General features: G+C 37.3%; 20 protein-coding genes. 7 read left to right on the top strand and 13 right to left on the bottom strand.

Translation table 11 applies throughout. The features are described 5' to 3' along the window. Window positions 1–9 precede the first annotated feature (9 nt). The 9 genes from ACUNWD_RS18165 to ACUNWD_RS18125 form a co-directional block, all read right to left on the bottom strand. The gene (locus ACUNWD_RS18165) at window positions 10–495 is read right to left on the bottom strand and encodes a chemotaxis protein CheW (RefSeq protein WP_445589278.1); all 486 of its coding nucleotides are present in this window, start codon (window positions 493–495) and stop codon (window positions 10–12) included. After that, on the bottom strand, window positions 495–2,507 hold the full coding sequence (locus ACUNWD_RS18160) for a chemotaxis protein CheA (RefSeq protein WP_445589277.1): 2,013 nt from the start codon (window positions 2,505–2,507) through the stop codon (window positions 495–497). The genes ACUNWD_RS18165 and ACUNWD_RS18160 overlap by 1 nt, the downstream gene beginning before the upstream one ends. Beyond that, window positions 2,504–2,875, bottom strand: coding sequence for a response regulator (locus tag ACUNWD_RS18155; RefSeq protein WP_445589276.1), 372 nt, complete (start codon window positions 2,873–2,875; stop codon window positions 2,504–2,506). Before ACUNWD_RS18155 ends, ACUNWD_RS18160 begins: the two co-directional genes overlap by 4 nt. A 5-nt stretch (window positions 2,876–2,880) precedes the next feature. Continuing rightward, window positions 2,881–3,195 carry a hypothetical protein gene (locus tag ACUNWD_RS18150; RefSeq protein ID WP_445589275.1) on the bottom strand — a complete coding sequence of 105 codons (315 nt, stop codon included), beginning with the start codon at window positions 3,193–3,195 and terminating at the stop codon, window positions 2,881–2,883. Window positions 3,196–3,238: 43 nt separating this feature from the next. Beyond that, window positions 3,239–3,421: a hypothetical protein gene (locus tag ACUNWD_RS18145; protein ID WP_445589274.1), complete on the bottom strand. Its 183-nt coding sequence runs from the start codon at window positions 3,419–3,421 to the stop codon at window positions 3,239–3,241. Between the two features lies 1 nt (window position 3,422). After that, window positions 3,423–3,764 (bottom strand): hypothetical protein, encoded by a 342-nt coding sequence (locus ACUNWD_RS18140; RefSeq protein ID WP_445589273.1) that lies wholly within the window; start codon window positions 3,762–3,764, stop codon window positions 3,423–3,425. A gap of 192 nt (window positions 3,765–3,956) precedes the next feature. After that, window positions 3,957–6,764, bottom strand: a complete 2,808-nt coding sequence (locus tag ACUNWD_RS18135) for a M16 family metallopeptidase (RefSeq protein WP_445589272.1) — start codon at window positions 6,762–6,764, stop codon at window positions 3,957–3,959. 49 nt (window positions 6,765–6,813) lie between these two features. Further along, window positions 6,814–7,644: an HAD family hydrolase gene (locus tag ACUNWD_RS18130; RefSeq protein ID WP_445589271.1), complete on the bottom strand. Its 831-nt coding sequence runs from the start codon at window positions 7,642–7,644 to the stop codon at window positions 6,814–6,816. 5 nt (window positions 7,645–7,649) lie between these two features. Next, on the bottom strand, window positions 7,650–8,525 hold the full coding sequence (locus tag ACUNWD_RS18125; protein WP_445589270.1) for a pyridoxamine kinase: 876 nt from the start codon (window positions 8,523–8,525) through the stop codon (window positions 7,650–7,652). 237 nt (window positions 8,526–8,762) lie between these two features. Here ACUNWD_RS18125 and dapB point away from each other — a divergent pair, with 237 nt between their 5' ends. From dapB to ACUNWD_RS18100, 5 genes are all read left to right on the top strand, one after another. Then, complete coding sequence (gene dapB, locus ACUNWD_RS18120; RefSeq protein WP_445589269.1) at window positions 8,763–9,479, top strand: 4-hydroxy-tetrahydrodipicolinate reductase; 717 nt, start codon at window positions 8,763–8,765, stop codon at window positions 9,477–9,479. A gap of 13 nt (window positions 9,480–9,492) precedes the next feature. Further along, the gene (lepB, locus tag ACUNWD_RS18115; RefSeq protein ID WP_445589268.1) at window positions 9,493–10,833 is read left to right on the top strand and encodes a signal peptidase I; all 1,341 of its coding nucleotides are present in this window, start codon (window positions 9,493–9,495) and stop codon (window positions 10,831–10,833) included. An 86-nt stretch (window positions 10,834–10,919) separates the two neighbouring features. Then, window positions 10,920–11,249 carry a LapA family protein gene (locus ACUNWD_RS18110; protein WP_445589267.1) on the top strand — a complete coding sequence of 110 codons (330 nt, stop codon included), beginning with the start codon at window positions 10,920–10,922 and terminating at the stop codon, window positions 11,247–11,249. A gap of 6 nt (window positions 11,250–11,255) precedes the next feature. Further along, window positions 11,256–11,891, top strand: coding sequence for a WbqC family protein (locus ACUNWD_RS18105; RefSeq protein ID WP_445589266.1), 636 nt, complete (start codon window positions 11,256–11,258; stop codon window positions 11,889–11,891). A 64-nt stretch (window positions 11,892–11,955) separates the two neighbouring features. Next, window positions 11,956–13,170, top strand: a complete 1,215-nt coding sequence (locus ACUNWD_RS18100; protein ID WP_445589265.1) for an OmpA family protein — start codon at window positions 11,956–11,958, stop codon at window positions 13,168–13,170. A 30-nt stretch (window positions 13,171–13,200) separates the two neighbouring features. Here the strand turns inward: ACUNWD_RS18100 and malQ are convergent, their stop codons facing one another. Together malQ and ACUNWD_RS18090 are read right to left on the bottom strand one after the other, a co-directional pair. Next, entirely contained in the window at window positions 13,201–14,682 is a 1,482-nt protein-coding gene (malQ, locus tag ACUNWD_RS18095; protein ID WP_445589264.1) for a 4-alpha-glucanotransferase, read from the bottom strand. Then, complete coding sequence (locus ACUNWD_RS18090) at window positions 14,682–15,764, bottom strand: Gfo/Idh/MocA family oxidoreductase (RefSeq protein WP_445589263.1); 1,083 nt, start codon at window positions 15,762–15,764, stop codon at window positions 14,682–14,684. Before ACUNWD_RS18090 ends, malQ begins: the two co-directional genes overlap by 1 nt. Window positions 15,765–15,900: 136 nt before the next feature. Here ACUNWD_RS18090 and ACUNWD_RS18085 point away from each other — a divergent pair, with 136 nt between their 5' ends. Both ACUNWD_RS18085 and ACUNWD_RS18080 read left to right on the top strand, forming a co-directional pair. Next, the gene (locus tag ACUNWD_RS18085) at window positions 15,901–16,731 is read left to right on the top strand and encodes a CvfB family protein (RefSeq protein ID WP_445589262.1); all 831 of its coding nucleotides are present in this window, start codon (window positions 15,901–15,903) and stop codon (window positions 16,729–16,731) included. A gap of 53 nt (window positions 16,732–16,784) precedes the next feature. Further along, window positions 16,785–18,992, top strand: a complete 2,208-nt coding sequence (locus tag ACUNWD_RS18080; protein WP_445589261.1) for a DNA topoisomerase 3 — start codon at window positions 16,785–16,787, stop codon at window positions 18,990–18,992. A 158-nt stretch (window positions 18,993–19,150) separates the two neighbouring features. On the opposite strand, the gene ACUNWD_RS18075 is transcribed toward ACUNWD_RS18080, so the two are convergent. Both ACUNWD_RS18075 and ACUNWD_RS18070 read right to left on the bottom strand, forming a co-directional pair. Beyond that, window positions 19,151–20,665, bottom strand: coding sequence for a GDSL-type esterase/lipase family protein (locus tag ACUNWD_RS18075; protein WP_445589260.1), 1,515 nt, complete (start codon window positions 20,663–20,665; stop codon window positions 19,151–19,153). Window positions 20,666–21,023: 358 nt separating this feature from the next. Further along, window positions 21,024–22,241 (bottom strand): aminotransferase-like domain-containing protein, encoded by a 1,218-nt coding sequence (locus tag ACUNWD_RS18070; protein WP_445589259.1) that lies wholly within the window; start codon window positions 22,239–22,241, stop codon window positions 21,024–21,026. Between the last annotated feature and the right edge of the window lie 123 nt (window positions 22,242–22,364).

The following is a 22,364-nucleotide window of genomic DNA, read 5'->3' as shown; positions in this document are numbered from 1 at the left end:
AATTTTCTTTTAAGATTCAACTGAATTGATTAACTCCAAATCACTGGCATAAAACAGCTTATCCACATCGAGTACGATTATAAACTCTTCATTCACATTTGCAATTGACTCAATAAACTCATGATGAAAGCGTTTTCCAATAGTAGGTGGTGGCTGCAACTGATCCGATGATATTCCCATTACATGATGCACCTGATCAACCATTAAACCAACAGAATAAACTTCCTCTCCTGCTTCCAGCATCAGAACCACGATACAAGTTTTCTCTGTTTGCTCTGCCACCTCAATTCCAAACCTTTTACCAGCACTAATTACGGGCAGAACCTCTCCAAAGAGATTGATCACCCCCAAATAGTAATCCGGCACATGAGGCACCTTGGTTATTTCAGTCATTTCCAATATTTTCTTGACATGCCCAATATTTACGGCAAATCGTTCCTCTCCCAACTGAAAAGTAAGGTAGGAGTTTAATCCTTTGATAATTTGAGTTTCCATTATGCGGAGAATTTTTGAATTATCTTATTAATATCAATAACCAACGCAATTTTCCCATCGCCTAAAATACTGGCTCCGAAGAAAATATCATGCCTTTTCAGCATTTTACCAAGTGGCTTCACCACTGCCTGATACTCGCGTAAAACGTCATCTACAACTAAACCAAATAGCTGATTCTCATTCACCTTTACGGCAATTAAATATTGTTGTTGTTGAATTTCAGCATCCGGATTAAATTCTTTATGAAGGTTCAGATATGGTATTTCACGACCTTCGAAAACAACAACTTGTCTAATATTTTTTTCGTTAGGATTTGACTGAAGAGCATATATTTTTTCGATATTCCCCGTAGGAATAACAAAAAATTCATCACCCACTTTTGTCAACAATCCATCAATTATTGACAATGTTAAAGGAAGGCGAATAATAAATTGAGTGCCTTCTCCTGAAGTTGAATCAATATCTATTTCACCCCGAAGATTTTTAATGGCTTTTCGCACAACATCCATTCCAACACCACGCCCGGAGACTCCACTTACCGAGTTCGCAGTTGAGAATCCGGGTTCAAGGATCAATCTCATTAACTCAGTTTGAGAAATTTCAGCTTCAGCATCAATCATCCCTTTTTCAATCCCGCGTTGCTTTATTTTCTCAAAGTTCAATCCTGAACCATCATCACTAATTTCAATTTGCACAAAAGTACCAACGTAGCTGGCTTTTATATGTATCGTTCCTTTCGATTTTTTACCCGCGGCAATCCGCTCATCTTTTGTCTCTATTCCATGATCAATACAATTCCGGATAATATGAAGCAACGGATCGGTAAGTTTCTCAATCATATTTTTGTCAACTTCCGTTTCCAGCCCTTCCGTTTCCAACTCAATTTCTTTGTTCATTTCTTCCGACAAATCCCTCACTAATCGTTTGAAGCGAGCAACCATGTTGAACATAGGAACTAAGCTCATATCAAAGGCATTATCCCTAAGTTGACGAATCAATTTTTCAAAGGTTTCAGAGACAAGTTCGATTTCGGGATCTTTTCGGGTTTCCGATAAAAGCACCAGACGGGATTGAGCAGTTATCATCTCGCTAACGAGATTCATGTATTCATCAATTTTGGCAGAGCTAACGCGTATTGAAGAAATCGTTTGCCCCCCGGTGGTTGTTATTACTTTTTCCTCTTTCTCTTCAACTTCTTCAATTTCCAGTTCATTTCTCACGGCCAATTGTAAAGCCTCTTCTATCTGGATATCGAAAAGTTTCAACCGCTTGTCCTTATCCACCAGAAGAGATTCATTTTTAATCTCAATAATCTCCAACTGACTATCTTCCTTTACAAAAAGGAACACATCTTCAATATCATTAAATTCCTGATCTGTTCTTAACAGGCAACGCCATGAAGTATAACACTTCTCCGTTTCAATTTCTGCTAAAGGAGGAACTTCACTTAAATCAGCTCTCGAAACACATTCACCAAAAGTGTGGAGTTCTTCTATCAGGTATAATGGATTAGTGCCATTATCGAAAATTGTAGGTGCTGGTTTAAAGTAGATAAAAAAAGTATTCAACGAAATTTTTTTCTTATGCTCTTTTACTGGAAAATCTGAAGTTTCTTTTACCGAATCTGATTCTGCTACAGCGCCTGCAAGCAAGTTCGCGATATTAGCTTTTAATACAACAATATTCTTCTTCAGAGATTCATCTGGCTCCAGTTCTAATAACTGCTTTAACAGATCAAGAGATTTCAGAGTAAAGCTAATTATAGCAGAATTTAAGGGGATTGATCCGCTACGAATTAAATCGTAAAGCGACTCCATATCATGCGTTGCATCGCTCAACAAGGTAAAGCCAAACATAGCCCCACTTCCTTTTAGAGAATGCATACTTCTAAAGATTTCACTTATCAAATCAGCATTGGAAAAATTACTTTCCAAATTAATAAGAGCTAGTTCAATATTCTCAAAATGTTCCTTAGCTTCATCTATAAACCGCTGCTGAAATTTATCCATCATCTGATTAACCTGTGGATTGTTGAGATTAATTTATCCATTGAAAATGGCTTAACAATCCATCCTGTCCCCCCAGCATTTTTTGTTTGTTGTATTATTTCCCTTTGTGTTTCAGTAGTCAATACCAGAATCGGAACACGTTTATATTGTTCCAACGATCGCACATTGCGTATTAACTCCAAACCATTCATTTCAGGCATATGAAAGTCGGTTAATAACAAATCAATTTTTTTCCCATCGAATCGTTCCAACGCATCTGCACCATTAATTGCTTTTTCAACCTTAAAGCCGGCTTCTTCAAGTCCAAAAGCCACTGCTTCACGAATACTTTCAGAATCGTCGACTACTAATATATATTTAGAATTACTCATTACTTTTAATTAAAATTATTGGCAAGTCCGGATCTGTCGATCAAACCAACCAACTCAGTATCATCAGGCCAAGTTATCGAATACTTTATTTTGAGTTTTTTCAGATTCGATAAAAACGAATACAAAACTTGTAAAAACGCAAGATCTAAATCACTGACTTCACTCAATTGAATTTCCAATTTATTACAAGATGACAAATCCAATACCGACAAAGTCTCCTTTACCCTACTCTGATTGCCCAATAAGAGTTCGCCCTTAAAACTTATTTGCTGGACAACGTCCTTATCATCTGCTACAAAATCTATCTGAAACTCTTCCATCTATTTTGAATTATGAAGACAGCAAGTTAATATTTTTTGCGATTTATTCATCCAAGGCCTTTTCTATCAAACCAGACAATAAATGCTTATCCTTTCTTACGACAGTGATCATCATATCAAGCACAGAAGTCTTATTGATTCCCAGTTTCTGACCGGTTTCTTCAATAAACTTGACATTCCCCTCGGAAAGCCTAAAGCCTGTTAAGATTTTCTTCTGCTTACTCATATTAGATCAAAGTCGCCCTATAATTTCGGTTACCAATCGCTCGTCCTGTTTTTCGATCAAATACTGCCGATTTGTTTTTGTATCGCGCTTTCGCAATGAATGCAAATGTTGAGACATGTGAAACACGACATTCCGTCCCATTAACAAATACGATATCTCCGACACGCAAATCGTCAAAATTACGCACGGGTCGTTCAAACATTTTTTTCAACTGCTCATACTCCTTGTTGAGTTGCCCCATTAACAAGTCATTACCCCCGTGATCCGGATGATATTTTCGAGCTAAACGACGGTATTCTTTAACCAATTCTTCCTTGGTTTCGACATTATTCAAAAATGCCATAAGTGTTATATTTTGTTATACATTATTATACATTGTATAACAAATAAAATACATTTTTTAATGAAACACAAGCTTTGTGTTGTATTTCATTAAATATCAATAGGGCAATAAAAGCGGCAACACTGAAAAAAGGCAATAAAAAAAGGGTCTACTTTGACAGTAAACCCTTATTCGAATTTCTAAAATTATATTTTATTCAACCTTTTCAGGCTTGAGTGTTACACTAAAGTAATTATCAAAATTGAATAATTTCTTCATCGCTGCCTGAATGGTTTCTTTATCGAGTTCTTCAACAAGTTCATTATAATCATCAAATTTACTGAAATCACCATCCTTGTATAGATATCCATTACTCAATACTCCAAGCCAATATCCATTTTCTCTCAAATTGACTTCTCGTTCACGATATAATTTCTCTTTCACTTTTACCATGTCTTCATCACTTGGGCCGTTGTTTTCAATAACTCGGATTTCTGCAAAGACTGCATCTTGCAATTCCTTCACTTTATCCGGAGCAGTGCCATAATAAATTACGATACTATACTCTTCTTTGGGAAATTTATCGACCGAAGGTTTTGCACCAATGTAATACACACTACTTTTGTCTTCACGAATAACTTCCAACAAACGAGTTGTCAATATCTTACCAACGGCATCAATCTGAATGAGGTTTTCCTTATTATAATCATAATCACCATGGAATACGGTATAATGCACACTCTTATCTTCCTGTCCGCGATAAACAGTTTTCTCAACTACTCCATTTGGCGAAGAAATTCCCAAATCAACCCAATGTTCTTGTTTGTCGGTTGAAGGGATTCCTCCAATATACTTTTCTACAAATGGTTTAAATTGTTCCATATCAATATTACCAACAAAGAAAAATTTGAAATCGCGAGCATTTGAAAACCGTTCATGAGCAATTCTGCTAATAGCATCTAAATTAGCTTCTTTCAACAAGTCAAGCTCAAGCGGACGCTTTCTTGGGTGATGATTTACCGAAACAACCTGAAAGGTATCTTTAAATGCTGCTTCTGGTGACGCTTTCTTGTTTTCCAAAACACCCGAAATTCGAGACATGTAAGATGAATATGCCTTTTCGTCGACCCGAATATCCGTAAAATACAAATACAACATTTTCATCATCGGCTCTAAATCTTTCACTGATGAATTTCCTCTAAAACCTTCGGTCAAATCAGAAATATAAGGGGAAATACTAAACACCTTTCCCGCCAGCAACTTTTGAAGTGTTACATTATCAAAATCACCAATACCACTCATGTCAATAATGGTAGAAGCAATATCTGCAGATATATCATCACTTTGAGGATATAAAGAGTTTCCTCCCGGGCTGAATGCAGAAAATAAAATCTCATCATCTTTAAAGTCAGTTTGCTTAACAACAACTACAGCTCCATTTGAAAGCTTCCACTCCACAGCTCCGACATTCTCAAGTTGTTTCTCTCCAACAATTTTGCCTGGTACAATTTCGCCACTAATTAATGGCTTGTCTACCACCTCATCTTCATAAGCTTCAACTTCAGTATTCTCAACATCTTTTAACAAAGCAGTTATCTCCTCCTCTGTTGGCACCTTGACTCCCTCTATTTCTGGAGCGGTTATTACCACCACCTGATTGTTATCAATGATCCACTTCTCAGCTAACGCATTCACTTCTTCCAAACTAATTTCAGGGAGGAAAGTTGAATAATACAAATACTCATTTTCTATCCCTGGAAATGGCTCCTCTGTCATCAAAAAGTTACGCTTGTATTCATTTGCATAACCAATAGACTTTTGCTTATCCCTTTCATTATAAAGCTTCTCCATATAGGAAAGCATCGCCATTTTTTGTCGTTCCAATTCGGTTTCAGTGAATCCGAATCTTTTCACCCGCTCATTCTCAAGTAACACGGCTTTTAATCCATCTTCAATTTTGCCATTTTGAGTGACTGCCACCGAATTGTACACACTTGCAGGTCCAAATAACTCATCATAACTCGAAGCCCCATAAATAAAAGGAGGATTAGCCGACTGCGTTAGTTCCTGCAATCGCTTATTGATCATCCCGTTAAATAATCCTTCTTTGATAGATTCACGATAATCTCCAATAGTTTTACTCACTTTTAACGGGTGCTTATAAAACACTTGCGCGATAGGATATTGAGCTTCCTTATCTGTCACAATTGAAATTAACGTTTCTTCATGATCCGGGATATCAAAATATTTTTTCTCACGTGGATTTTGAACTGCCGGAATCTTTGAAAACGCATTTTTAACACGTTCCACCATTTCAGTCTGATCAAAATCTCCCACCACAACTATCGCTTCCAAATCCGGACGATACCAATCATTCCTGAACTTTCTTAATACTTCAGGTTTAAAATTGTCGACAACTTCCATTTTCCCAATTGGCAAACGCTCAGCATATTTACTTTCATGCAAAAAAACAGGAAGCCACTTCTGCATCATGCGCTCATTGGCATCCCTACCACCACGCCATTCTTCATGCACAACTCCACGTTCCTTTTCAATTTCTTCATCAGAATCGGTAACCTGGCAAGCCCAATCGTACAAAACCTGTAATCCTTTGTCCACAAACCCTTCTTCATCCAGCGGAACTTTAATCATATAAATGGTTTCATCAAAACTTGTATATGCGTTTATCTCAGGACCAAATTCCATCCCAATGGATTCCAAATAGTTTATTAACTCATGCTTTGGGAAGTTCTTAGTACCATTAAATGCCATGTGTTCGGCAAAGTGAGCCAATCCCAACTGATTTTCATCTTCATCAACCGAACCTGCCCGAACAACCAGAAATAAATCAGCTCTATTTTTTGGGGTGCTGTTAGATCGAACGTAATAAGTCATTCCATTTTCCAAAACCCCTTTACTCACTTTTGGATCCTCGGGAAGTGGATCATTCAAATTCAACTTAGTTTGTGCAATTGTAGAAACTACTACAAAAAAAAGTACAATACTTAGTAAATGTTTCATTTTATTGTGATGTTATTTATATGAATGAGTAACAATATTTCAATGTGCATTACAAATGATTTTTCAGGCTTATACTGAAAGCATCCTCTTCATTTGACGGGGCCGATAAATATTTGGCCTTCATCTCATCAGGGGCATTTGCCACCAAGTACGAAATTGATGTAAAATCGAGCAAATCCAGATCATTATAGTCATTACCTATTCCCAAAGTTTCATTCGGATGTATTTGAATTTGATCACATAAAAAGCGAATTGCATTCCCTTTTGACACATCTTGATGGAAAATTTCCATCCAAATATATCCAGTTCCTATAGGAGAACTCGCCCTAACTATTTTAATATCTCCGTGCATGCGGTGTAATTCTTCTTTTAACCGATGAAACAATTCCGGCTGATTTGGGAAAATCACTAAAAACTGACATACATCTTCTTCAATTTTTTGAGATTCAGGAATTGGTTCTGAAAATGAATGATGAAATTCAAAGTAACGTTCAAACTCCATACAAGGTTGACTTCCTCGAAAATACCAACACTTATGATTATTAGGAACCTGATGAAACAAATGAAAATTTAAATCTTGGCTTATTAATATCTTAATGATCTTGTTGGCTGTATCTTTTGATAAGTTTTGTCGATACAGCAATCGATGATTTTTCCAATTGTAAATACCAGCGCCAGAGGAAAAGGCGATGTAATCAAAGGGAACTTCCGGTGACAAAACTTCTTTTACTTTTTGAAGATTTCGTCCTGTCGCAGCAACACGCACAATTTCACGCTCGCCCAACAAATTAAGCATCCTCAAATCCTCGCTGCTTATTGTCTTATCGTTCCTTAAGAACGTTCCATCCAAATCGGTCGCAACTAATTTAATCGTTCTCATTTCTATTAATCCAACAACTGATAACTACTTATTTGTACCGGTGCATTGAGCGAAGGTAACACTTTCTCTAACAAAATTCCTTCGGCAGGGTTGTATCCATGACCAAAAGTTGCACGAACTCCAAGTGAAATAAATTGCACTGCTCGATCTAGCGCAATGGGCAAACTATCTCCTTGCAACAAGGCCCCTACCATAACGCTGGCAAATGCATCACCTGTTCCGGGATAGTTGGCTGGCAAATAATTGCAACCAACTTTCCAATAGCGATTGTCATCAATATTAAGAGCAACCACCGAGGTATTAGTTTGCTTTTCTTTATCGGGAACACTTGTAATAATTACTTTATTTGGGCCCATATCTGATAAGCGAACTGCCCATTCCTTAATTGTAGATATATCTATTTCTTTTGAATAATCTTCATTTAGAAGAAATGCAGCCTCTGTAAGGTTTGGAGTAATAACATCAGCCATGGAAACCAATTCTCGCATTTTATCAATCATCTTTTTATCAAATGCTGAATATAGCTTCCCGTTGTCCCCAAGCACAGGATCAACCACCACCAACTGTTCTGTATCAGAAAAGTCACTGATGAACTTCTTGACAATATCCACCTGCTCAGTTGCCGCAAGATATCCTGAATAGATGGCATTAAACCCCAAATTCATACTTTTCCAATGATTGATCATCGGCTGTAAATCAGCAGTCAAATCTCGTTTATGAAAGCCATTAAATGCACTGTGAGAAGAAAGAACTGCTGTTGGCAACGGACAAACCTGAATTCCCATCGACGACAAGATTGGAATTACGACAGTCAACGATGCCCTCCCAAATCCACTCAGGTCGTGAATAGCAGCAACACGCGGTATGGAATAGTATTTCATAAAGTGAATGTTTACGGGGTTCAATTTCGCAAAAAATCATCATAAAGATAACTCTTGACAATTACTAAATCGAATTGTAAAAATAAAAACTAGCATTTTTTGTGCTTTTGTCTATCTACAAAAACTGTTTACCGATTTTTTTAGGATGGATACCAGCATATTGATAGTTTTAGATCGTAATTTATATCTTTGTAAGCCTTAATTCACCACATACAAATTTTGGATAAAACAAACATTATGAAGATTGCACTTATCGGTTATGGGAAAATGGGTAAAACCATTGAACAAATCGCTAAAGAACGAGGACACGAAATTGTACTAACCATCGATATAAATAACCAAGACGAGTTAACGGTTGAAAACCTAAAAAAAGCAGATGTTGCTATTGAGTTTACCATCCCGGCATCGGCAATAGCAAATTATGAAGTGTGCTTAAAAAGCGGTGTTCCTGTTGTAAGTGGCACTACTGGCTGGCTTGATAAAAAAGAAGATGTTATTAAAATGATGAATGATAATGACGGAACTTTTTTCTATGCATCCAACTTTAGTCTGGGAGTAAACTTGTTTTTTGCTCTTAATAAACGGTTGGCAAAACTGATGGAAGGACGCTCTGAATATGACGTTAGAATGGAAGAAGTTCACCACACTCAGAAACTTGATGCTCCCAGCGGAACTGCAATTACTTTAGCTGAAGATTTATTTGATATACTTCCATCCAAAAATTCATGGACATTGGACGAACCTAAATCTGAAAGTGAAATGAATATCAAAGCAATTCGCGAACGACAAGTTCCGGGAATTCATCGGATACGTTATGAATCTGACATTGATTATATCGAAATTGAACACAGTGCTAAAAGTCGCCACGGCTTCGCGCTTGGTGCAGTTTTAGCAGCTGAATTTAGTTTTGGCAAAAAAGGAATGCTTACCATGAATGATCTTTTAAATATTTAATACGCCTCATAAAATGAAAGAAATCCTAACAAACAAATGGTTTAAGTTTATAGTTGTTGGCCTGATATATAGTCTTTGGGTCATCTGGCTAAAAAACTACTGGTGGTTTATCGGACTTGCCATTATTTTTGATATGTACGTCACTAAAAAAGTGCACTGGGCATTTTGGAAGAAAAAAAATCCGCCGGGAGGAAAACAAACCAAGGTTGTTGAATGGGTAGATGCCATCATTTTTGCAGTTATTGCTGCCACATTCATTCGGATGTTTTTCATTGAAGCTTATACCATCCCAACTTCTTCCATGGAAAAATCGATGCTGGTTGGCGACTTCTTGTTTGTGAGTAAAACTTCGTATGGCCCAAAACTTCCAAACACGCCACTGTCTTTTCCATTTGTGCATCATACAATGCCTCTTACCCAAAAGACCAAATCATATTTGGAATGGATCCAAAATCCATATAAACGAATCGCAGGCTTTGGTGATGTAAAAAATAATGACGTGGTTGTTTTCAATTTCCCTGAAGGTGACACGGTTGCGATGAATATGCCGACTCAAAGTTATTATCAGCTTGTTCGTTCTTATGGACGGGAAAGAGTTTGGTCAGATACTCGTTCTTTTGGTGAAATAGTCAGCCGCCCTGTTGACAAAAGGGAGAATTACATTAAACGATGCATTGGTATTCCTGGTGATGAAATTGAAATTAAAGATGCTCAGGTATATGTAAATGGAGAAGAGCAACATCATTTTGCAGGCGTACAATACGATTATATTGTGACAACTGATGGCACATCAATAAACAAAAGAACCCTTGAAAAAATAGGTATATCAAAGGCCGATCAGCAAGTGTTCTCCGGATCCCAATTTTTATTTCCAATGACTGATGAACAAGTCAAAGAATTGGAGAAACTACACAATGTTAAAACGATCAAAAAAGTGAACATGCCTGCCGGAAATTGGGATAAAAATATTTTCCCGCACAGCGAAAATTACCCATGGAATGTTGACAATTTTGGACCACTTGAAATACCACAAAAAGGAGAAACAGTAAATCTAACAATGACCAATCTTCCGATTTACGAACGGATTATTGACCTGTATGAGGAAAATGATTTGGAAGTGAAAGATAGTACCATCTTCGTGAATGGTGTTGCCACAGACAATTATACCTTTAAAATGAACTATTTTTGGATGATGGGTGACAACAGGCACAACTCCGCAGACTCTCGTTATTGGGGTTTTGTTCCGGAAGACCATGTTGTTGGAAAAGCTGTATTTATCTGGTTGTCGCTGGATAAAGAAAAAGGATTCCCAGCAAACATTCGTTGGAGCCGGCTATTTACGTCAGTAAAATAGATCTTAAGACATTTAAATATCAAAAGGGATTATGAACACTTGCTTCATGATCCTTTTTTTCGTTACTTTTCGTAAAAAATTTGCCTATGTCTGCTGCTGCAATAATCATTCTAATATTGGCCCTGCTTTTGGTCATATTCACGCTTCAGAACACCATGCTGGTAAGTCTTAAAATTTTCTTTTGGGAATTGACTGATGTTCCATTGGTACTAACCCTTATTGTCTGTTTAATTATTGGATTTCTGGTTGCCTTCATTCTATATTATCCTTCAGCCTGGAAAATGAAAAAGAAGATAAAAAATCTTCAAAAACAGGTAGATGATTTAGGAGGAAATACTGATTTTGAAGTTTCGACCGGCGAAGATTATGACTTAGGAAATGAAGAAGAAACAGAGGAAGGATTTTTCAAGGAATAGAAAAAGATGGATAATCAGGCTATTTTACTCAGTACTGCCTACTTACCGCCAATTCAATACATTAGCAAATTTTTGAGCTATAACACGATTTGGCTGGAGGCATTTGAAAATTTCACCAAACAAACATACCGAAACCGTACAATAATTCTTGGGGCCAATGGTCCGGAATCGTTGGTCGTTCCTGTTGAAAAAGGACGTAGCAAACAATTGGTTTGCGACTTGAAGATTTCATATGATACAAACTGGCAACACATACATTGGCAAGCGATTGTTTCAGCTTACAACTCCTCTCCCTTTTTTGAATTTTTAGAAGCAGATTTCATTCCCTTCTTTCAAAAGAAGTACGAATATCTTTTTGACTATAACTTGCAAATTATGCAGGTGATTTTCGAAATACTTGAAATTAAACCGAACATTAAGCAAACATTGGATTTTGAACAAGTTGAAGAATCCTGTCTAAATTTCCGGGAAGCAATTCATCCAAAACCAAAAAAAGCCATTATTGATCCGAATTTTAAACAAAACCCATACTCACAGGTTTTTGATGATAAATTTGGTTTTACTCCGAATCTCAGCATTCTGGATTTACTTTTTAATTGTGGTTCAGAAAGTTATTCTAAAATTTTGGAATATGTCCGGTGAAACTAGATGAAACTTTATAAAGTTTATCTTTATAATGACTGTCATACAATCAAAATACGTCCAAATGAAATTTCATCACATTCTCACAATCCTTTTTTTACTGATATTCTTTTCAGGTAATTCTCAGGAATACAAAATATTGCCAGATGATTTCAATAATCTTTCGATCGAGGGGAATATCGGTTTTACGAAACCAGTCATGAATTTTTCCGACGGATATTTTGACGATCGTATTAGTCCACTGGCAACTGAATTTGGACTAAGATACATGCTAAACGAATATTTTGGACTCAAGCTTGATCTGGCATACAACCAATATACCAGCGCCCCAAAAAGTATAGACTTTCGTACAGATCAGTACCGGATTAGCATGCAGGGAGTGATAAATGCCGGAAGATTATTAAAGTTTCAGCAGTGGACTCAAACTTTTAACTTACTTGCTCACGGTGGTCTTGGAATTGGCAGTTTGAAGTATCATGAGCCAACTTATAGCACCGACATTGATGATGTTGTTAATTTGGTTGGAGGGCTGACCGGACAAATAAGAATATCTGACCGAGTGGCCTTAAATATGGGAGTAAATGCAGTTGGAAATTTTATTCAAAATCATGCATTCGATGGTGGCGATCCAAATGGTCAGAAATTTGGGTTGATTGTAAACGGTACCGCTGGACTATCATTCTACCTGGGAAAGAAAAAGAAACACGCTGACTGGTATATTCGAAAAAATCAATCGATTCAGAGACTAAAATCTGAATCGATTGATTTAAATAAAAAAATTGATAAAAAGCACGATAATATTACCAGTACAAGTCTGAATACAAAACAACTGGAAACTGAGATTGCCAAGGTTAAAGAATATATTGATCATCGCGACTCTGCATCAAATAAAGACGATATTGAAAACTCAGAAAGTTCAGTTTTTAAGTTATTGGCTGAAAATGGGTATCTTAATTTCTACTTTGATTTTGATAGTTATAGCATTCAAAAACCGTCATTCTCAAAAATCTTGTTTTTAAGAAATTATTTAGAGAAGCACTCTGACACATCGATAGTTCTGGAAGGTTATGCGGATGAAAAGGGAGATGAAGAATACAATCTGGAGCTTTCAGAAAAGCGAGCCATTGCAATTAAGAAATATCTTATCGATTTTGGAATTGCGGGAAACAGAATTATTATCGAAGCAAAAGGAAAAGATCAAATTTTCAAAAATAGTCCTTCCAGAATACAACCTTTTGCAAGACGGGTAAGTATTCGAATTAATGAAATTGGATCTTAATATACTCTTTCAAGAATTAAAGCAATAAGACTATCTGTTGTATATTTCAGTAAGTTCTTTTAAATAACTTTTGTGCTTTTCTTTTATATCTGTCCATTTAAAGCGCCATTCCCAATTGTTAGCAGCAACTCCGGGTACATTCATTCTAGCTTTGGAGTCCAATCCCAACAAGTCTTGCAGAGGAATAACGGCTTTATTTGCAACTGAAGCCCAGGCCAATTCGATGAGTTTTGCTGCTACCCGTTTTGAATTCACTCCAAGATATCTTTTTACATTTTTACGTTCCCGCTTTGTCATGGATTTCGCCCATCCCAACGTAGTATCATTGTCGTGAGTTCCGGTGTACACCACGAAATTTGAAGTATAATTGTGCGGAAGATGCTCATTGGTTTCATCTGAAGCATAGGCAAATTGCAATACTTTCATTCCGGGTAAATTAAATTCATCACGCAAGCGCTCCACTTCCGGTGTAATTACCCCCAAATCTTCAGCAATAATTCGTAATTCGCCAAGTTGCGATTTCAATAAATTCAAAAGCTCATAACCTTTTGCAGGCTCCCATTTACCATTAATTGCAGTCTTTTCTGAAGCCGGTACAGACCAGTAAGATTCCAAACCACGAAAATGATCAATTCGAATTTCATCGAACATATTTAAATTGAAATGAACGCGAGCAACCCACCAATCAAATTTTCTCTTTTTTATATGCGCCCAGTTAAATACAGGACATCCCCATAACTGACCCGTTTCACTGAAATAATCCGGTGGAACACCCCCTACAAAAGTTGGTTGCCCCGTTTTATCCAGATGAAATAAATCCTGATTCGACCAAACGTCAGCACTATCCAAAGACACATACAGAGGAAGATCACCAATGAACGATACATTCATTGCATTCGCATATGCTTTTAAGGCAAACCACTGCTTAAAAAAGATAAACTGTACAAACCGGTGAAAATATATATCATCGGCATATTCGTGATGCACGGCTTCCAACTGCTTCGGCAATCGAAATCTTAATTCTTCCTCCCACTGATTCCAACACTTTTCATGATCACGCCCCTTTAATGCACTAAACAAAGCATAATCATCCAACCACCAGGAATTCTCTCCTAAAAACGTATAATAATCTTCTTTGAAATCCTCAAATCGCTCCTGAAATATCTTAAAAGCCTTTCTTAATAGATTGTCTTTTGCTTTCGCGACAAGATCGTATTCGACCTTTTTCACAGAAAAAGATTTCATCCCTTCCAGATCAGTAGCTTGCAATAAATCTTCCTCAACCAGCTTATCCAGGCTAATTAATAATGCACTGCCTGCAAACGCCGAAAAAGATTGATAGGGAGAATTTCCATAACCAGTGGGGCCTATTGGAAGAATCTGCCAAATCTTTTGTCCACTTTCGTACAAGAAGTCAACAAAACGAAATGCCTCCTCTCCCATGGTTCCAATTCCATAACGACTGGGAAGAGAGCTTATATGGAGCAAAATACCACTACTGCGTTTTATCATTACTGAAAGCGATTTCTAAATTCTAATAAATGAGCGGCTGTTTCACGCACAAGGCGTTGTACCTCTAATCCATGTGATAAATCTGGAACAAACGAAGCACCTTCGGGTTCAAGCAAAAATAAGTAATGACCGTGTATCATTGATCTCAACCATCCCGATGGAACATGCCCTGATGGGAAACTGGTATGCGGACTAAAGTCGCTACCAGCATAAACTTTCACCCAATTGCCCTCATCTTCGAGGTAATACTCAAAATAATCCTGTTGATGAGAATGAAAACGAATTGCTCCTTTTTCTGCATATATTTCAAAAGCTAATAAATCTCCGGTTCCTGAACTTACCCTACTTGCATTTAAGTGACCAACTGCTCCTGATGATTTGTCTATTAACGAAATTTCTGAAAACAGATCGGAACCTTTATCCACATCTTCAAAGTTACCCCCCTGAACTGCCGAAGTTATCGTCAACTCTTTTCCCAGAAAAGCTAGCATTAAACTGATGGCGTGAGAGCCTAAATCAGCCATCGCTCCACCATCAGGGGCAGGGGTCAATCTTGTTCTGCGTTTATCCCGATAGCTGAGTTTTAAATAATCGGCATGAAGATATCTAAATGAAAAATGAATGGGTTTCCCAAAATCAGTTTCGCTCCAAAATTTCAATGCTTTTATCATCGCAGACATTTGCAAAAATTGGAACCCAATTTGAATCTTTTTAGAAGATGATATCAATTCGGACAATTCCTGTTCTTCCTGCAAACTGGAACAAACTGGCTTTTCAAGATAAATTTTGGTAACGTTGGGCATTTCATGAACGGCCTTTAAATGTTCCGCATGTACCTTATTAGGGCCTAGAATCAAAACTGCATCCAATGATTCATTTTTTATAAACTGATCAAAGGTCTCAGCCTTTTCAAAACCAAAATCCTTAGCAAATTTAGTCCGGCTTTCTTCCCTTTGCGAACAAACCGAAACCAGCTTTAGTGTTGGTGTTTCCTGATAATAGAATTGTATCGAGTTTAAAGCAAAAGCATGAGCACGAGCAATTCCACCCGCTCCAAGGAAACCAATATTTAGAGTCTTCATTTGTTTATTTTTCCATTTGATTCTCAAAAATAAGCCTTTTATTCTTTTTTGCATATTTAAAAGAAAAGCAGAACGAAATCTTTTTACAGGGAGTGGTTCAGAAATATTACCTTTGCAAAAAATAAATGCGAATAATATGGCGGCAATTGGTGTAATCAATGAATTGGAAGTTGTAAAAGAAGTTGATTTTGGAATTTATCTGGATGGTGGTCCTCATGGAGAAATATTAATGCCTAAAAGATATGTTCCTGAAAACTGCAAGGTTGGTGACCGATTGGAAGTTTTCATTTATCTCGATTCTGAAGATCGAATAATAGCGACATCGGAACGTCCTATAGCCATGGTAGGGCAATTTGCCAAACTTAAAGTGGTTTCATGTACCGGAGTTGGGGCATTTCTGGATTGGGGATTGCCCAAAGATTTATTAGTTCCATTTCGTGAGCAGCAGCAAAAAATGGAAGAAGGAAAAACTTACCTGGTGTATATTTATCTGGATGATGAGAGTCAACGAATTGTAGGCACTTCGAAGTTAGACAAATGCGTCGATAATCTTCCGGTTGATTATGAAATTGGTGAAGAAGTTGATTTAATTATTGCCGGGCAAACTGATTTGGGATACAAAGCAATTATAGACAACAGCCACTGGGGAATGATCTATAAAAATGAAGTTTTCCAAACGCTAAAAACCGGGCAAAAGCATAAAGGATTCATCAAACACATTCGACCTGATGAGAAAATTGATCTGGCTCTTGAAAAAGCTGGGTACGAAAAGATTGATGATATCTCGCAAAGCATTTTGAACAAGCTTGCCGCCAATAATGGATTTCTGCCAATCAATGATAAAACAGATCCGGAAACCATTAAACAAACTTTTCAAATAAGTAAAAAGAATTTCAAGAAAGCTATTGGATCTCTATACAAACAACGCTTAATCAGTATCGAAGAAAAGGGTATAACCTTGTTGTAGGCAAATAACAACGAAATAATTCCACTTAATTCTAGAAAAAACAGACTCTCAGGATGAAACTTTGCATTGCAGAGAAACCAAGTGTAGCCAGAGAAATTGCGCAAATTATTGGAGCAAAAAGCCGTCGTGATGGATATTTCGAAGGAAATGGCTACCAGGTAAGCTGGACATTTGGACACCTTTGCACCCTCAAAGAGCCTCATGATTATACTGGCCGCTGGAAATACTGGAACCTTCACGAACTACCGATGATTCCCAAAAGGTTTGGGATTAAAGTCATTGAAGACGAAGGAGTGCAAAAGCAATTTAATATTCTTCAAAGTTTAATTGAAAAAGCAGATCAAATTATCAATTGTGGTGATGCCGGTCAGGAAGGAGAATTAATACAGCGCTGGGTACTGACAAGAGCAAAGAATAAAGCTCCAATCAAGAGGTTGTGGATTTCTTCACTAACTGAAGAAGCTATTCGGGAAGGCTTTAACAAGCTGATGGAAAGTGAGGATTTTGATAAACTTTATGAAGCAGGAAGTGCCAGAGCAATTGGCGACTGGTTGTTGGGAATGAATGCAACTCGCTTATACACCCTCAAATACGGACAAAACAAACAAGTTCTTTCCATTGGCAGAGTGCAAACCCCCACCCTTGCGATGATTGTAGAACGTCAATTGGAAATTGAGAATTTCAAGCCGCAACCATATTGGGAAATTAAAACACTATACAGGGAAACTGTGTTTTCTGCTACTTCTGGGCGATTTCAAAAGCCGGAAGATGCAAATACTGTTTTACAGGAAATTTCAGGTCAGGATTTATACATCGGGAAAATTGAAACTAAAAACAGCAACGAACACCCACCCCGATTATTCGATTTAACTTCCCTGCAAATTGAATGCAACCGAAAATTCAACCTGAGTGCCGATGAAACGTTGAAAACCATCCAATCTTTATATGAAAAGAAAGTAACTACCTATCCGCGTGTTGACACCACTTTCCTTTCAGATGACATCTATAAAAAAGTTCCGGCAACTCTCAAAAACTTAAAAGCATACGAAAACCTGACCACTCCCATATTGCAGGCCGGAAAGATTCGAAAGTCAAAAAAAGTTTTCGATAATAAGAAAATCACGGATCACCATGCAATTATTCCAACCGGAATAAGCAGGATTGATTTAAGCGATGCAGAAAAAAAAGTGTATGACATGGTTACCAGGCGATTTATCGCTGTTTTTTATCCCGATTGCAAAATTGCCAATACAACTATTGAGGCAACTATTGCCAACCATAAATTTAAAACTACCGGGAAACAAATTCTGAAGCCTGGTTGGCGGGTTGTTTTTCAAAATGACAGTACTTCTAACGAAGACCGTATCCTGCCTGAATTCAGGACAGGTGAACACGGCCCTCATCAACCAGACTTGCAGGAAAAGCAAACGCAACCACCCAATTATTTTACGGAGGCGACCTTATTGCGCGCCATGGAAACTGCCGGTAAAAATATGGATGACGATGAGTTGCGTGAATTAATGAAAGAGAATGGGATTGGTCGTCCATCCACCCGCGCAAACATCATTGAAACTCTCTTTAGAAGAAAATATATTCGGAAAGAACGAAAACGGTTGGTAGCCACCCCAACCGGAATTGATTTGATTAGCAGCATTGAAAATGAATTGTTAAAATCGGCAGAATTAACAGGACAATGGGAGCGTAAACTGAAACAAATTGAATCAGGTGAATTGGAAATTGCGCAATTTATGGATGATTTGAAGACAATGGTGTGGGAAGTAATCACACAGGTAAAACAATCTCCAAGGAAAGAAATAACGATTATTGAAGAAGTTAAGCCTGAACCGAAGAAAAAGGAAAAGAAGAAAACCACCAATCTGCCAATTGAGCAACTTAACTGTCCAAAATGTAAAACCGGAAATCTGATTAAAGGAAAATCAGCCTGGGGATGTTCACAATGGAAAGACGGTTGTAAATTTGTTGCTCCCTTCAAGTATTTCAATAAAAAACTAACAGACAAGCAAATACATGATTTGATTTCGAAAGGCAAATCGTCGTTAATCAAAGGCTTTCAATTTGATTCATTAAAAGCGGCAGGACGATTGGTTTTTGATGAAGAATTTACCATCAAACTGCACCCTGAAATTACAGACGACACCATATGTCCGAAATGCAATAGCGGCAAAATCCTAAAAGGAAAAACTGCCTGGGGATGCTCTAATTTCAAAAACTGCGATTTTAGGATTCCTTTTGAAATGTAATTTGATGATCTCGTGTTATTTTCAACTTACCAGGTTTATTTGTTCGTTTTTTTAATGTCTATCTGACTTTCTCAGCTACACGCAATGATTCATAACTTCCAAGTATTCAAGCACTCTTCCAACACTTTTTCAATCTAGTTGGCATACATAATCCAGTATCATTTATTCTTTAATTCAACATACCCTGAAAGAGCACATGAATTCAAACCTTTAAATTCTTTCGCCAGTATTAATGCATTTAGTTTGGCTCCCTTTGCATTGGTATGCACATCATCATTTGTGTAAAATTGACTGACAATATTTGATCCCATCACATCGTATTCAAGTGCAATCGCTTGATTAAGATCGAAAAATACAACATTTTCATTTTTAGCAATTTCTCGTAACCAACTAATATAATTGCTGCTCATAAGTTCATCTTTTTGACTTGCCCACTTATTTTCCGGAACTTGTGAAAGAAGAATGACATTCACACCTTTCGCTTTTGCCTCGGTGATATAATTTTTCATATACCAGCCATAGGTGTGAATTATCTCTTTCGAACCATCTTCCAGTGCAACCTCTCTTACTTCATTCCCTGCTCCTGGTAACGGAGCAAGCAATTTCGATTTATCAAGCTCAGCATTTTCTGAATACCCATATTGTATCAATAAAAAGTCTCCTTCCTTAAACTTAGACAAAACGTCATCCCACACCCCATCAGCTAAATAACTCCTGCAGTTTGCTCCAATCGTTGCACAGTTTGAGACATGAATGCGTGTGGTATCCAAATATTCGGATAATTCATCTCCCCAGCCAAAAGTTTCGCTACTGCCACCAATCACATTAGCATCTCCTATAGTGAATACATTCTTCTTAACAGGAAAATGAATCTCCGGACTTTTTAAAAGATAATCTTTCAGATAGCAATCTTCCGATTCGCGAATGCTTTCAGCTATCATAGAAGCAGCTAAAACAGCTCCATTAGCAGTAGTATGTTGCTCGTCATGTGCGAGAAAATAGTTTCCGGTGACAAAATCTGCCCCCATATCTTCCATTGCAGAAGCCATTTTTTCATTCAAATTAACGAATTCGATTTCTTCAAAATTGGCAACTTCGCGAGCCCATTCTCCATAGAGTGTGTCATTTCTTAGAACTTTTCCATTCTCCCATTCATTCTCAGGAATTGGTGATATCACAATTGGAATGGCCTCCTTCTTCTTTGCTTCAATAATATACTGTCTTAAATACCAACCATAGGAATGCACCACCTCAAGGGCTCCAGTCAACTCATTATGAATCTTTTCAGATTTTTCACTGATACCATCAAAAGTTCCCCGTGCTCTGAGCTTATCATTTATCGGCGAATCATCATTGTGCCCAAACTGAATAATGACGTAATCTCCGGGTTGTAAATTACGTAATATTGAATCCCATAGTCCCATGGTTCTGAATGTCCTGCTACTTGTCTCGTCCATTGCATGATTCTCAATATTTATCTTGCTGGTATCAAAAAACTGTACAAGCGGGTCACCCCATCCCCATAAGCCACCAGCACCATCGCCTCGTCCATTTTTTACCGTCGAATCACCAATAATATATACTGTAGGTTTTATATTTGGGATATCCTTCTCAGAAACCTTGCACCCGACAAAAAGGCTGATTAATATTAAATAACTGATTATTCGAGTCATAATCGTAGTATTTAAATTCAAATTCGCAATATTGAAATAACTAGTTCTTTATCAAGTGAAATTACAAATAAATAACAGGTTTAATAAACTTAAAAGATTAAATAATCTTAATTGCCTGTCGCGTAAAGATACTCTCTGTTTCAAACTCTGGTTAGACCATTTTAAACAGGCAATCCGAACCCGTTGCATCCAATTTGTAAATAGCACGACACCAGAACTTTTTACACCAACTACAATTTATAAAAAAGACTGCCCATGCTCTGGGCAGTCTTATAAAATTTTTGGACAACTGCTCTTAGACTCTGGAAGCTGAACTAATTACTTACTCAGCAACTCAATAGAGCATGATTAAGTTTATCTACGAACAACTTACGGTAATCTGCTTCAATTCCTTTTGTAATTCCTCTCCTATAACTTTTATACCTTTCTCAATATCCTGGAAATTTGCATTTGAAAAATTTAGGCGAATATGATTGCTTTTTTCCCTATTCACATAAAATGAATTACCCGGGACAAAAATAACACCTCTTTCCATGGTTCTATTTACTAACTCTTTTGAACAAATACCTTCGGGAAGAGTCAACCAAAGAAACATTCCCCCGGAGGGCTGGATAAAAGTAATTTCTTCAGGTAAATATTTTGAAAGCATTTCCTGCATAAAACAACATTGATCGGCATATTTCATTTGAACCTTTTTCAGATGCGCATCCAAATCATAGTGAGTTAAAAAGTGATGCAGTACATATTGTGTTAGGTTATTCGGATTTAAATCGGTGGATTGCTTGGCTTTATCAAAATGTGGAACTAATTCTGGTGGCAAAATCACCCATCCATTTCTCAATCCAGGAGCTACCATTTTGGAAAATGAGCCTGTCCATGCAACATGGTCTGGTGCCAATTTTTTAACAGGAACGGGGAATTCCCCTTCAAAACAAATTTCATTATACGGATCATCTTCCAACAAAAACTGGTTGTACTTTTTCAATAGTAATGCCAAATCTTGCCGCTTCTCCAATGAATAGCTTATGCCTGAAGGATTCTGAGCATTAGGAACCGCATACATCATTTTAACATCTCCATTTAAGAAGAATGATTCAATTCCGACCATATCAGCCCCATCTTTCCCAAGATCTACTTCACAAAAATTAGGCTGATATGCAGATAAGGCCTGAATTGCACCTAAATAACTTGGCTTTTCCAGAATAACTCCATCACCCTTATCTATGAATAATTTCGCCATAATATCTATTACTTGTTGAGATCCGTTAGTGATAACAACCATTTCAGGAGTAATATCCATGTTATATTTGGAGCTATATCTATTTGCAATCCATTGGCGAAGGGGGTAATATCCTAAAGAACCGGCATACTGCAAAATGTCCCTCCCACTCCTATTCATCACAATTTTTGCAGATTCGGAAAGTTCATCAACTGGAAATAAGTCAGGATTAGGTAAACCACCAGCGAATGAGATTAATTCCTTTTTTCCTGCAACATTTAATATACTGCGCACAAAAGAGGCAGGTATATTTTGATATTGATTGGATAGTTTCTTAAATAAAAATTCATTTTCCATAGCATGTATTTTAAGTTAAAAAAATAGCAAACAAAAAGCCCTCCCCGGAAACCTACCGGAAAGGGCTTATTAATGGCAAAGCAATCCCGATCCTAGGTGGTTTTCCCCACTAGAATAATCGCG

It is taken from the genome of Sunxiuqinia sp. A32, from assembly GCF_052690465.1.
The sequence above is the reverse complement of the archived record's forward strand: the minus strand, read 5'-3'. Positions and strand labels throughout refer to the sequence as shown.